This is a genomic window from Mesorhizobium sp. M1334, assembly GCF_040317995.1.
Classification (GTDB): domain Bacteria; phylum Pseudomonadota; class Alphaproteobacteria; order Rhizobiales; family Rhizobiaceae; genus Mesorhizobium.
In genome coordinates this window covers 45,550-58,283 of the sequence record NZ_JAMYLM010000026.1, presented here as the reverse complement: position 1 = coordinate 58,283, position 12,734 = coordinate 45,550, and the positions used below count along the sequence as shown (strand labels likewise).

Genomic DNA, 12,734 nt, shown 5'->3' with positions numbered 1-12,734 from the left:
CGTTCGATGGCGGTATTGGTGCTGGAGCGTTTTCTCGCCGACGAGGCTGCGACGGCAAGGCTCGGCGAGGATCTTGCCATGTCGCTGCGCATTGGCGACGTACTCGCTCTCAAGGGCGATCTCGGCGCCGGCAAATCGACCTTGGCACGGGCGCTGATCAGGGCGCTGGCCGACGATGCCGGCCTCGACGTGCCGAGTCCGACCTTCACGCTGGTCCAGAGCTACGACACGCGTGTGCCGGTCCATCATTTCGATCTCTACCGCTTGGGCACGGCATCCGAACTGGACGAGCTGGGCTTCGACGAGGCGCTGTCCCAAGGGGCTGCGCTGATCGAATGGCCGGAGCAGGCAGAGGCATATTTGCCGAAAACCTCGGTGCTGGTCGAACTTCTCCAGCAGGGCGACGGCCGACTGGCGAGACTGTCGGGAGAGGGCGCCGCCTTCGAGCGCGCGGCGCGATCGCTGGCAATGCGCGATTTTCTCGGGCAGGCCGGTTGGGGCGAAGCGCAGCGACGATATTTCATCGGTGATGCCTCGGCTCGCTCCTACGAGATCGTCGCGCTCGCCGGATTTCCGCCGCGCGTGCTGATGAACTCGCCAAGGCTGGTGCTCGGACCGCCAGTCCGCGACGGCAAACCCTATGCCGAGATCGCCCACACGGCGCAATCCGTTTCGGCATTCGTCGCCATCGACCGGGCCTTGCGCGCCGGCGGTGTCAGCGTCCCGGAAATCCATGCCCAGGATCTCGAGCAGGGTTTTCTTCTGCTGGAGCATCTCGGTTCCCAAGGCTTTCTCGACAAGCGCGGCCAGCCGGTGGCCGCGCGTTATGCGGCGGCGGCCGAACTGCTTGCCATGATGCACGGCAAAACATGGCCGGCCCGCATGCAGGCCGGCCGCGGTGTCTTCCACGAAGTGCCGCCTTTCGACCGCGACGCCATGATGATCGAGGCCGAATTGCTGGTCGACTGGTATGTCCCGGCGATTTCAGGCGCTCTGCCAAACGAGGCGCTGCGCGCCGGCTACCGCAGCGAATGGAATGCGGTGCTCGATCGGCTCGAGGGGCGCGAATACACGCTTATGTTGCGCGACTTCCATTCGCCCAACCTGATCTGGCGCGCTGACCGTTCCGGTCATGACCGCCTCGGCGTCGTCGATGTCCAGGATGCGCTGATCGGACCGTCCGCCTACGACGTCGCCTCGCTCGCCATGGACGCGCGCGTCACCATTTCACCTGAAATCGAAAAGCACACGCTCGCCGCCTATATCGCCGCGCGGCGCGCTGCCGGCGTCTTCGACGAGGACGAATTCCTCGAAACCTATGCAATCATGGCCGCACAGCGCAATTCCAAGGTACTCGGCATCTTCGTGCGGCTCGAAAAACGCGACGGCAAGCCTTATTATCTGAAGCATCTGCCGCGCATCCGCGACTATCTTCGCCGGGCGCTGGCGCATCCGGCGCTGGCCGGGCTGCAGGATTTCTACATCGCCCACGGCTTGCTGGAGGAACGCTCGATTTGACGGCTAAGGATTCAGGCCTGGCGGTGTCGGACGAGGGACCGATGCCAACGACCGCCATGGTGCTCGCCGCCGGGCTCGGCAAGCGCATGCGGCCGATCACCGACACCATGCCGAAGCCGCTGGTCAAGATCGCCGGCAAGACATTGCTCGACTGGGGGCTGGATTGCCTGGCCGAAGCCGGCGTCGCCAAGGCCGTCGTCAACGTCCACTACCTGCCGAAACAGATCGTGGACCATGTAGCCCGCCGCAATGCGCCGAGAATCGTCATTTCGGATGAGAGCAGCGGCTTGCTCGACTCTGCCGGCGGCATCGTCAAGGCATTGCCCTGGTTAGGGGCGCCCTTCTATGTGCTTAACGCGGACACCTTCTGGATAGACAGCGGCTTTTCCAATCTCAGGCGTCTTGCCCTTGCATGGGAGGGCGCGACAAGGGACATTCTGCTGATGCTTGCGGATCTCCAGTCGGCAACCGGACATAGCGGCGGCACCGATTTCCTGATGGCGCCGGATGGCGCCTTGCGGCGTGCGAACAACGATCCGGCCGGCCTGATCTATGCCGGCGCCGCAATCGTCCATCCGCGCATCTTCAAGAATGCGCCGGCCGGCCCGCTGTCGCTCAACGCCTATTTCGATGCGGCAATCGCCGCCGGCCGCCTGTTCGGCATGAAGATGCAGGGTCACTGGATCACTGTCGGCACACCTGACGCGATCCCGCGGGCGGAAGCAGCGGTCGCCGCCGCGCTTGCCGGCACGCCCAATGCTGTTGCTGAGGCACCCGGCGCTCTTACCGAGTCGAAATGAGCGGCTCCCGCCGCGTTTTCTCGATTCCGCCCGGAGCGCCGTTCCTGCCGACGCTGGCCGAGGCGCTGCTTGCAGGGCGCCTGGTTCCCGGCTTTGCCTATGATGGCGATCCGCTGATGCTGGCCGATCTCACCATCTATGTGCCGACGCGCCGTGCGGCGCGGGCGCTTCGCGGCGTCTTCGTCGATGCTCTCTCGCGCTCCGGAAGTCGCTCGGCGATCCTGCCGGTCATCCGCCCGCTTGGCGAGTTCGACGAAGATGAAGCGGCCTTCGAGGCAGGAGCTTCGGCCGCCATCGACCTTGCGCCGCCGATCGCCGCGGTAGAGCGCCTGCTGCTGCTTGCGCCGCTGGTGCGAGCGTGGAAACGCCGCCTGCCGGCACATGTCGCCGCATTGTTCGACGAGGAGATCGTCATCCCGGCCTCCGCCGCCGACGCCCTCTGGCTGGCGCGCGACCTGGCGCGGCTGATGGACGAGATCGAGACCGAGGGCACGGATTGGGCGAGGCTCGCCGACCTTGTGACCGGCAATCTCGCAGGCTGGTGGCAGGTGACGCTCGATTTCCTGAGCATCGTGACCGAGAACTGGCCGAAGCTGCTCGAGGAACGCCATCGCTCCAATCCCGCCGCGCATCGCAATGCCCTGATAAGGCTGGAGGCAGCGCGGCTCAGGCGCAATCCGCCGGCCGGGCCGGTGATCGCCGCCGGCTCCACAGGATCGATCCCAGCCACGGCCGAGCTGCTTGCCGTGATCGCCGGTCTGCCCAATGGCGCCGTTGTGCTGCCTGGGCTCGACCGGACACTGGACGAGCCGTCCTTTGCCGCCATCAGTGCACTCGGTGCGCGCCCGGCCCTGCTTGGCCACCCGCAATACGGCCTGGCAAAGTTGATCGGCAAGATCGGCGTGCGGCGCGCCGACGTCGAGGACCTTGCTGTTGCGCCGCGGCCGCTTGCATTGCGCGCCGCACTCGTCGGCGAAGCGCTTCGCCCGGCGGAGACTACCGAGCTCTGGGCCGAGACGCGCGCCCGCTTTACGGCCGGTGATGTTGCCGAGGCCTTCGCTGACGTGACGCTTCTCGAAGCCGCCAGCGAACGCGATGAGGCCGTGGCGATCGCCGTCGCGCTCAAACAGGCCGTCGAACGGCCCGGCCAGCGCGCCGCGCTGGTCACCGGCGATCGCGCGCTGGCGCGGCGCGTCTCGGTCGAGCTGTTGCGCTTCGGCGTCGCCGCCGACGATTCCGGGGGCACGCCGCTCATCAACACGCCAGCCGCCAGCCTGCTCAGGCTGGCGCTTCAGGCAGCCTTCCGGCCGGGCGACCCGGTCGCCTTGCTGTCGCTGCTCAAGCATCCGCTGCTTGGCCTCGGCCGAGAGCGGGCAAGCGTGCGCCATGCGGCCGAAATCGTCGAACTCGTGGCGCTGCGCGGTGGCACCGGGCGTCCGGACGTCGCGTCGCTGCCGCAGCTCTTCGGCACGCGGCTCCTCGAATTCGACGGCGGCGGCAATCGCCGCCCGCCTTTCTGGCGATCGCGCCTCTCGGTCAGGCGCATCGAACAGGCGCGCGAGCTGCTGATCCGGCTAGCGGCTGCGCTGGCGCCGCTGGTTGCTTTTCGCGGCGAGGAAAATGCCGATCTTGCCACGCTTGTGCGTGCCAGCGTCGTTGCGCTCGAAAGCCTCGGACGCGCCGCCGACGGCAGCCTGAGCGAACTCTATGCCGGCGATGCCGGCGAAAAGCTTGCCGAGCTCTTGCGCGGGCTGGTCGCGGCCTCGGTGTCGTTCTCCTTCGCGGCTGACGAATGGCCTGACGTGATGGAGGCGCTGATCGCGCCCGAGATGGTCAAGCCGGCGCAAGGCACCGACAGGAACATCGCCATCTGGGGTGTGCTGGAAGCGCGGCTTCAGGATGTCGACACGCTGGTCGTCGGCGGGCTCAACGAAGGCGTGTGGCCGCGCAAGCCGGAGAGCGACCGCTTCATGTCGCGGCTGATGAAGACCGGCATCGATCTTGAACCGCCGGAGCGGCGCATCGGCCTTGCCGCCCATGATTTCCAGATGGCCATGGGCGCCAAGAAATTGGTGCTGGCCCGCTCCGCCCGTTCCGGCGACGCACCGTCGGTGCCCTCGCGCTGGCTGCAGCGTATCCTTACCTTCGTCGGCGAGGACCATGCTACGGGACTTCGCCGGCGCGGCGATGAACTGCTTGCCTGGGCGCGTGTGCTCGATGCCGGCGAAAAGCAGGACTTTGCGCCGCGGCCGCAGCCGAAACCGCCGCTCACCGTACGGCCGCACCACTTCTCGGTCACGGAGATCGAAACGCTGCGTCGCGATCCTTATGCGGTCTATGCCAGAAGGATACTCGGCCTGATGCCGCTCGATCCGGTCATTCGCGATCCGGGCGCTGCCGAGCGTGGCACGCTGTTTCACGCAATTCTGCACCTCTTCTCAGCGAGGGTGGCCGACCCGCGCGCGCCGGAGGCGCTGGACGGGCTTATCGCCGCAGGCCGCTCCTGCTTTGCCGAGGCTGCGCTGCCCGCCGATGTCGAGGCGGTGTGGTGGCCACGCTTCGAAAAGCTTGCCGCCGGCATCATCGAATGGGAGCGCGGCCGGGCCGCAGCCGTGGCACGGCGGCACGCCGAGGAACGCGCCGAAAAGACCGGGGTCGGCCGATCCGGCGTAACCCTGTCCGGCTATGCCGATCGCATCGATCTGCTGGCTGGCAGAATGGCCGACATCCTCGACTACAAGACCGGCTCGTCGCCATCCAAAGCACAGGCGCACACGCTGCTCGCGCCGCAACTGGCGCTGGAGGGCGCGCTGCTCAGGCGCGGCGCTTTCAAGGAGCTTGGCGCATGCGAGCCGTCGCAACTGGCCTTCGTGCGGCTGAGGCCGAATGGTGAAGTGTTCGAGGAATCCATCCTCGAATACAACCGCAAGCCGCGAACCGCCGCCGATCTCGCCGAAGAAGCGTGGGCGCGGCTGGAAAAACTGCTGATCCACTACGCCGACCCCGCGACCGGCTATCTGTCGCGGGCGCTGCCGTTCCGCGAGGGCGAGACCGACGGCGACTATGACCATCTCGCCCGCGTGCTCGAATGGTCCGCCGGCGGCGACGCCGACGACGAGGGAGGGGAGGCATGAAAAAGGCCTACCCCATTCCAAGCGACACTGCCGCGAGCCAGGCAAGCGCGTCCGACCCGCGCAATTCCGCCTGGGTGTCGGCCAACGCCGGATCCGGCAAGACCCATGTACTCGCCCAGCGCGTTATCCGGCTTTTGCTGCGTGGCACCGATCCGTCCAAGATCCTGTGCCTGACCTATACGCGTGCCGCAGCCGCCAACATGTCGAACCGTGTGTTTTCCACCCTGTCGCAATGGACGACCTTGGGCGATGCCGAGCTCTCGACACGGATAGAGGCGCTGGACGGCCGCCAGCCCGACCGCGAAACCATGCGCCGGGCGCGGCGGTTGTTTGCGGAGGCGCTGGAAACACCGGGCGGGCTGAAGATCCAGACCATCCACGCCTTCTGCGAATCGGTGCTGCATCAGTTCCCGCTGGAAGCCAATATCCCGGCGCATTTCGAAATGCTCGATCCGCAAATGGAGGCTTCGCTGTTCGCCGCCGCCCGCCGCGACATGATTTCGGGCGGCGTTGCAGGCGATGCGGCATTGGCCGAGGCCTTCGCCACCGTGCTTGAGCGCGGCGGCGAACATGGGCTCGACGCACTGCTGGCCGAGATCGTGCGCAAGCGCGATGGTTTGCGTGCGTTCATCGCCGCGGCCGGCGGCGATGGTTTTCAGGCGCTGTTCGACGAGTTTCAGTTCCGCGCCGGCCAGACGCCCGAAGGCATAGCCGCCTCCGTCTGGCCGCTGCCCGGCTTCCTGCCGGATTATCTCGTCACCTTTTCGCGGGCGGCCGAGGCCGCCGATGCGCGCGTGGTGCTGAACAATATGCTGCCATACGCCCGTCTCGCCTTCGCCGAGGAGCATCCGGTCCGTCGCCTGAATTTGCTCTCCAAGGCTTTCCTGAGGGCCGACGGCGAGCCTTACGATCCGGCAAAGACGTTCAAAAGGGCATTGCTGGACCGGTTGCCCGATCTTGCTGAACGATATCTGGCGGCGGTCGACGCCATTCTCGAAATCTCCGACCGGCTGGCCTTGTTCAGGATGCTGGAGGGCACGCGTGCGGCGCTGACCATCGCCGACTGGCTGATCGCCCGCTACGAGCAATTGAAGCGCGCCCGCGGCTTCCTCGACTTCAACGACCTGATCACCCGCACGGTCCATCTACTGGCGCGGCCCGACGCCGGCCCATGGGTGCAATACAAGCTCGACCAGGGCATCGACCACATCCTCCTCGACGAGGCGCAAGACACCAGTCCCGACCAGTGGGAGGTTGTCAAGCGGCTGGCGGAGGAGTTCTTTGCCGGACTCGGCGCACGCGACGCCGTCCACCGCACCATCTTTGCGGTCGGCGACGAAAAGCAGTCGATCTATTCCTTCCAGGGAGCCGCCCCGGACTCCTTTGCCGACAGCCGGATTTTGTTTGCCGGCAAAGTCAGATCCGCCGCCGCCGCCTTCGCCGATCTCAAGCTGACCTGGTCGTTTCGCTCGACCGACGACGTGCTTGCGGCGGTGGATCGTGTCTTTGCCGACCCGGACGTGCGGCGCGGCATCAGCCACGATCCCGATCCGCTCGACCACAAGGCGATCCGCAACGATGCGCCGGGCTATGTCGAGGTCTGGCCCTCGCTCGGCGCCGACGCCGTCGACGAACCGGACGACTGGACGCAAGCGGTGGATCACGCCCACGCACCGGCGGTGCGCGTTGCCGAAAACGTTGCAGCGACCATTGCCGGCTGGATCGGCGGCGGCGAGGTCATCGAAGGGCGTGGCAAGAAACTCCGGCCCGGCGACGTGCTGGTGCTGGTGCGCAAGCGCGACCGCTTCGTCCATGCCCTGACACGGGCGTTGAAGCGCCGCGACATCCCCGTGGCCGGCGCCGACCGGCTCAGCCTGCCTGGCCATATCGCGGTGAAGGACCTGATCGCACTCGGTCATTTCCTCATCCAGCCCGAGGACGATCTGTCGCTGGCCGCCGTGCTGCGCAGCCCGATCTTCGATGTCTCGGAAGAGCAGCTTTTCGCGTTTGCTGCGGAGAGGCCGTCGGGCGTCTCGCTGATCGCCTCGCTGCGCCGGCATGCCGGCGAAAGCGAGGCGTTGGCCGCCGTCGTCAGCCGGCTCGACACATGGTCGAACGAGGCCGCATTCAAGCCGGTGTTCGAATTCTATGCTGCAGCTCTCGCCCGCGACGGCCTGCGCAAGAAGATGATCGCGCGGCTCGGGCCGGAGGCTGGCGACATCCTCGACGAATTCCTGAATTTCTGCCTGGCCGAGGAGCGGACCGGCCTGCCGGGACTGGAATCCTTCCTGTCGACGTTGGAAAACGCCGGCCCCGAGATCAAGCGCGAAATGGACCAGACCCGCGACGAGGTTCGCGTCATGACCGTGCATGCCGCCAAAGGCCTGGAGGCGCCGGTGGTATTCCTTGTCGATGGCGGCTCCGCGCCGTTCAGCGACCAGCATCTGCCGAGATTGATGCCGTTCGAAGGCTCGGGCGACTGCTGGGAGGGCAAGGGTTATCTCTGGCGTTCGGCCAGCGATGTCGCAAATGGGTTTTCACGCGCCGCATCGGCCCGCGCCCGCGAGCTCGCCGACGATGAATATCGCCGGCTGCTCTATGTCGGCATGACCCGCGCCGAGGATCGGCTGATCGTCTGCGGCTACCATGGCAAACGGGCGCCAAATACCGGCACCTGGCATTCGATCGTCAGCCGCGCACTGGTCGGTGCCACGGAGAGCGAAGAACGCCGGCATCCCGCCACCGGCGAGACCGTGCATCGTTTCCAGGTGACGAAACTGCCGCCCATGCCACTGGCGTCCGTGGATGAGGCACGACAGGCTGAACGCTTTGCGCCATTGCCGGAAACCCTGTTCCAGCCTCTGCCGCCCTTCGAGGAATTGCCGCGGCCGCTCTCGCCGTCCGGCGCCTCGGTGCTGATCGACGAGGCGCGGCAAGCGGTGGCCGACACGCGTTCGCCGGTGCTGGATGCCGACGCCGAGCCCGGCTTTGCCGTCGTGCGCGGGCTGGCGCTGCACAAATTGCTGCAGATGCTGCCCGGCATCGCCGAGGGAAAACGCCGGGATGCCGCCGAACGCTATCTGGCAAGAGCCGGCGCGGCATGGCCCGACGACGAGCGCGACAAGGCCCTGGCTGGCGTTTTCAGAATTCTTGCCGACAGCCGCTTCGCGCCGCTGTTTGCGCCAGACTCGCGCGCTGAAATCGCCATCATGGGCAGCCTGGAGGTGAGGGGCAAACTGCGCTCGATTTCCGGCAAGATCGACCGGCTGACAGTAACGCCGGACAAGGTTTCGATCGTCGACTACAAGACCAATCGGCCAGCGCCAGCTACGCTCGCCGAAGTGCCGCAAGCCTATGTTCTGCAGCTCGCACTCTATCGCGCGCTGCTTCAGCCGCTCTATCCGGGACGCGAGGTCTCGGCGGCGCTGCTGTTCACCGAGGCGCCGCGGCTGATCGATCTGCCGGCAGCGGCCATGGACGACGCGCTTGCTAGACTCACGGGAGCGTGACACAACACTTGCTTGAAGACGGACGCGATCACCACCACATTTGGTGCGACGAACAAATCGAAAGGATCTCAGCATGGCCACCGTCAAGGTCGACAAGAGCAATTTCCAGGCCGACGTGCTCAACGCCAAGGAGCCGGTCGTGGTCGATTTCTGGGCGGAATGGTGCGGCCCGTGCAAGATGATCGCCCCGGCGCTCGAGGACATCGCCATCGAACTCGGTAGCAAGATAAAGATCGCCAAGCTCAACATAGACGAGAATCCTGAGCTGGCCGCGCAGTTCGGCGTGCGCTCGATCCCGACGCTGATGATCTTCAAGGGCGGCGAAGTCGCCGACATGAAGGTCGGTGCTGCGCCGAAAACGGCATTGTCGCATTGGATCAACGGCAGCCTCGCCTGATCCGATCAAAATTTTGCAGAAAGCCCGGCCTTGTGCCGGGCTTTCTTTTGCTGGCGTCATTGGTGGGGCGCTCTGGCACTCGCGGCTTGCCGCCCGGTATTCTTCTGTTCTGAATACAAAGGAGAAGCGATATGACCGGATCCGCCAAGGCCACCGTCTTCATCGACAATGAGCGAGTCATTGTCACCGAATACCGTTTCGCCCCGGGCGACAACACCGGCTGGCACCGCCATGGCCACGACTATGTGATCGTGCCGTTGACCGACGGTAAGGTGAAGCTCCTGACCAAGGATGGGGAATCCTTTGCCGAAATGAAGAAGGGCTCGCCGTATTTCCGCAATGAGGGCGTCGAACATGATGTCATCAGCGCAAACGATGGCGAATTCGCCTTCATCGAGGTCGAGTTGAAATAGTCCACCAACCATCGGCTGCGCCGCTACAATTGTCCGGCGAAACGCGATCACCAATCCGCGATACGATCGCCGCCGAGGAATTGTGCGCTTTTCTCAGTGTATTCGAACAGTTCTATCTTCACGCCGTTGGGGTCGCGGATCCAGGCCTGGTAGGTGTCATCGCAGGCGCGTTTCTTGGAAGTGACATCAACCCCCTTTGACCTCAGATGGGCGATCGCGGCGTCGATGTTTTCCACTTCGAGGCAGAAGTGGTTGATCTGGTTCAAGTCGCTATAGCTTGCGCCGTCTTTCTGGAACACCTCGACATGGCTACGGCTGCCGCAATTGAGGTAGAAGCCGAAAATCTTCCCCTCGCGTAGGAAATTGAACTGAGTGTCCATGCCGAGGACGTCCCGATAGAAGCTTCGCGTCATCTCCAGGTCATTCGCGAAAATGCAAACATGTGCGAGCTGCTTTACCTTGATCATGACTGGCTCCTCGCGGTGACCTGACAGGTGTGGCGTCATCGCGGCCCGGGCGAACGCACGCCTCAGGTTGGCGGCGTGCCGTTTTCGGCCAGTACCGCGCCGGCCAGGTAAAGCGATCCGCCGATCAGGATCCGTGGCGGCGGTCCGTCCCATGTATCGCGCAGCAGCATCAGTGCGTTTGCAACGGAACTAACCGGTTCGGCCGACAAGCCTGCCTCAATGGCGCGGGTCGCCAGTTCGTCGTTCGGCACGCCGGCGTCGCTCAGGCTCACCGGCACGGTGTAGACGTGCCGCACCAGCCCTTTGAAGGCCCGGAAATAGCCGCTCTGGTCCTTGGTGTTGATCATGCCCGAGATCAGGAACAGCGGCCGCGGGTTCTTTTCCTCCTGCTCGGCCAGGGCCTCAGCGACGACCACGCCGGCGCCGGGATTATGGCCGCCGTCGAGCCAGATGTCGGCGCCCTTCGGCGCCAGTTCGCTCAGCCGGCCTTGCGGCAGCTTTTGCATGCGGCCCGGCCAGGCGACATTCGCCATCGCCTTCTCGGCAGCGCGGTGGCCGATCTCGAAGCCGGCCGCCTTGACTGCCGCGATCGCCGCCGCCGCATTGGCGAATTGATGGCGCCCCGGCAGGCGCGGCGGCGGCAGGTCCATCAATCCATCTTCGTCCTGATAGACCATGCGGCCGTTTTCCTCAAAGGCAAGGAAATCCTGGCCATAGACGAAGGCGGGGCAGTCGAGCCGTTCGGCGGTTTCGATGAGCACCTGCTGGGCCGTCTCGCTTTCCTGCGCGCCGATGACGACCGGGCACCCGCGCTTGATGATGCCGGCCTTTTCGGCGGCGATCAGCTCGACGCGGTCGCCGAGATAGGCTTCGTGGTCGAGCGAGACCGGCATGATCACCGACACGGCCGGCTCGGCGATGACATTGGTGGCGTCGAAGCGGCCGCCAAGGCCGACCTCGAGGATGACGGCATCGGCCGGATGTTCAGAAAACAGCAGGAAGGTGACGGCGGTGAGGATTTCGAAGACGGTGATCTTCTGGCCTTGATTGGCCTCGGCGACCCGGGCGATGGCTTCGGCGAAGACCTTGTCGTCAACCAGCCTGCCGCCGCCATCTGCGGCCAGCCGGTAGCGCTCGTGCCAGTTCACTAAGTGTGGCGAGGTGTGGACGTGGACGCGGTAGTCGGCTGCTTCGAGCAGCGCCCGTGAAAAGGCGGCACAGGAGCCCTTGCCGTTGGTGCCGGCGATGTGGATGACCGGCGGCAGCTGGTCCTGCGGATTGCCGAGGCGTTCGAGCAGCCGCGAAATGCGGTCGAGCGAAAGGTCGAAGCCCTTCGGGTGAAGCGCCATCAGGCTTTCGATTTCGCGGTCGGCGGCAAGCGTGGTCATGGCGAATCCTAGAGCATTTTGCAGCCAAATGGAATCATTTGGCGTCCGCATAAATGCGGCAAAACAGATAGTTAGAGCGGGTTACCGGTTCCAGGAGAACCGGAACCGCTCTAGGCGCGTCACGGATGGCGCGCAATCGCAGTTCGTGGCGAATGCGTCAGGCGTGCGGCCGGGCTTCGGCCGGAATCACAGACGGCGGCAGGATCTCCGGCTCCTGCGGTTTTTGCTCTTCCGGCAGCTTGAGCAGCATTCTCAGCAGCCGCGCAATCGTCTGGCGCATCTCCAGCCGTGACACCACCATGTCGACCATGCCGTGTTCCATCAGATATTCGGCGCGCTGGAAGCCTTCGGGCAGTTTTTCCCTGATCGTCTGCTCGATGACACGCGGTCCGGCAAAGCCGATCAGCGCGCCTGGCTCGGCAATGTGCACGTCACCCAGCATGGCGTAGGAGGCGGTGACGCCGCCGGTCGTCGGGTTGGTCAGGACGACGATGTAGGGCAGGCCGGCCTCCTTCAGCCTGTCGACGCCGACCGTGGTCCGCGGCAACTGCATCAGCGACAGGATGCCTTCCTGCATACGCGCGCCGCCGGAGGCCGCAAACAGGATCAGCGGCCGCTTGCGCTGCAAGGCGACCTCGAAACCATGCACGATGGCGTCACCGGCCGCCATGCCGAGCGAGCCGCCCATGAAGGCAAAATCCTGCACCGTCACCACCACCGGCACGCCTTCGACCGTGCCCAGCGCATTGATGATGGCGTCTTCCATGCCGGTCTTGGCCTTGGCATCCTTCAGCCGGTCTACGTAGCGCTTCTCGTCGCGGAACTTGAGCGGATCCTGAACGACCTTGGGGTTTTCCAGCGTCTCGTATTTGCCGTCGTCGAGGAAGAATTTCAGCCGTTCCTTGGCCGATATCTTCATGTGGTGGCCGGAGGACGGGATGACGAACTGGTTCTGCTCCAGATCCTTATGGAACACCATTTCGCCGGTCTCGGGATCCTTGATCCACAGGTTTTCCGGCATGTCGGTGCGGCGGCCGAGCATCGAATTGATCTTCGGACGGACATAATTGGTGATCCAGTTCATCGCTTCGGCTCCTGTCCCTTAAGA

General features: G+C 65.0%; 9 protein-coding genes. 6 read left to right on the top strand and 3 right to left on the bottom strand.

Going from position 1 to position 12,734, the window contains the following annotated elements:
• The first annotated feature begins 6 nt into the window (after positions 1–6).
• The 6 genes from tsaE (at position 7) to NKH17_RS28565 (ending at position 9,771) form a co-directional block, all read left to right on the top strand.
• A complete protein-coding gene (tsaE, locus tag NKH17_RS28590) occupies positions 7–1,518 on the top strand; it encodes a tRNA (adenosine(37)-N6)-threonylcarbamoyltransferase complex ATPase subunit type 1 TsaE (RefSeq protein ID WP_352900384.1) in 1,512 nt (503 codons plus the stop codon).
• A gap of 41 nt (positions 1,519–1,559) precedes the next feature.
• Complete coding sequence (locus tag NKH17_RS28585; protein WP_352480195.1) at positions 1,560–2,318, top strand: nucleotidyltransferase family protein; 759 nt, start codon at positions 1,560–1,562, stop codon at positions 2,316–2,318.
• Complete coding sequence (gene addB / locus NKH17_RS28580; protein ID WP_352972984.1) at positions 2,315–5,452, top strand: double-strand break repair protein AddB; 3,138 nt, start codon at positions 2,315–2,317, stop codon at positions 5,450–5,452. Before NKH17_RS28585 ends, addB begins: the two co-directional genes overlap by 4 nt.
• Entirely contained in the window at positions 5,449–8,961 is a 3,513-nt protein-coding gene (addA, locus tag NKH17_RS28575) for a double-strand break repair helicase AddA (protein ID WP_352900389.1), read from the top strand. The genes addB and addA overlap by 4 nt, the downstream gene beginning before the upstream one ends.
• A 73-nt stretch (positions 8,962–9,034) precedes the next feature.
• A complete protein-coding gene (trxA, locus tag NKH17_RS28570; protein ID WP_023677558.1) occupies positions 9,035–9,358 on the top strand; it encodes a thioredoxin in 324 nt (107 codons plus the stop codon).
• A 131-nt stretch (positions 9,359–9,489) separates the two neighbouring features.
• Positions 9,490–9,771, top strand: a complete 282-nt coding sequence (locus NKH17_RS28565; RefSeq protein WP_254815949.1) for a cupin domain-containing protein — start codon at positions 9,490–9,492, stop codon at positions 9,769–9,771.
• 47 nt (positions 9,772–9,818) lie between these two features.
• Here the strand turns inward: NKH17_RS28565 and NKH17_RS28560 are convergent, their stop codons facing one another.
• The 3 genes from NKH17_RS28560 to accD form a co-directional block, all read right to left on the bottom strand.
• Positions 9,819–10,238 (bottom strand): VOC family protein, encoded by a 420-nt coding sequence (locus tag NKH17_RS28560; protein ID WP_352900393.1) that lies wholly within the window; start codon positions 10,236–10,238, stop codon positions 9,819–9,821.
• A 62-nt stretch (positions 10,239–10,300) separates the two neighbouring features.
• Entirely contained in the window at positions 10,301–11,626 is a 1,326-nt protein-coding gene (locus NKH17_RS28555; protein ID WP_352900395.1) for a bifunctional folylpolyglutamate synthase/dihydrofolate synthase, read from the bottom strand.
• A gap of 157 nt (positions 11,627–11,783) precedes the next feature.
• Positions 11,784–12,710 carry an acetyl-CoA carboxylase, carboxyltransferase subunit beta gene (accD, locus tag NKH17_RS28550; RefSeq protein ID WP_254815952.1) on the bottom strand — a complete coding sequence of 309 codons (927 nt, stop codon included), beginning with the start codon at positions 12,708–12,710 and terminating at the stop codon, positions 11,784–11,786.
• Between the last annotated feature and the right edge of the window lie 24 nt (positions 12,711–12,734).

What these genes read in the sequence shown, in the direction of transcription:
- NKH17_RS28555 (WP_352900395.1), bottom strand. Translation starts at nt 11,626, where the DNA reads ATGACCACGCTTGCCGCCGACCGCGAAATCGAAAGCCTGATGGCGCTT.
- addB (WP_352972984.1), top strand. Translation starts at nt 2,315, where the DNA reads ATGAGCGGCTCCCGCCGCGTTTTCTCGATTCCGCCCGGAGCGCCGTTC.
- addA (WP_352900389.1), top strand. Translation starts at nt 5,449, where the DNA reads ATGAAAAAGGCCTACCCCATTCCAAGCGACACTGCCGCGAGCCAGGCA.
- trxA (WP_023677558.1), top strand. Translation starts at nt 9,035, where the DNA reads ATGGCCACCGTCAAGGTCGACAAGAGCAATTTCCAGGCCGACGTGCTC.
- NKH17_RS28585 (WP_352480195.1), top strand. Translation starts at nt 1,560, where the DNA reads ATGCCAACGACCGCCATGGTGCTCGCCGCCGGGCTCGGCAAGCGCATG.
- NKH17_RS28560 (WP_352900393.1), bottom strand. Translation starts at nt 10,238, where the DNA reads ATGATCAAGGTAAAGCAGCTCGCACATGTTTGCATTTTCGCGAATGAC.
- tsaE (WP_352900384.1), top strand. Translation starts at nt 7, where the DNA reads ATGGCGGTATTGGTGCTGGAGCGTTTTCTCGCCGACGAGGCTGCGACG.
- accD (WP_254815952.1), bottom strand. Translation starts at nt 12,710, where the DNA reads ATGAACTGGATCACCAATTATGTCCGTCCGAAGATCAATTCGATGCTC.
- NKH17_RS28565 (WP_254815949.1), top strand. Translation starts at nt 9,490, where the DNA reads ATGACCGGATCCGCCAAGGCCACCGTCTTCATCGACAATGAGCGAGTC.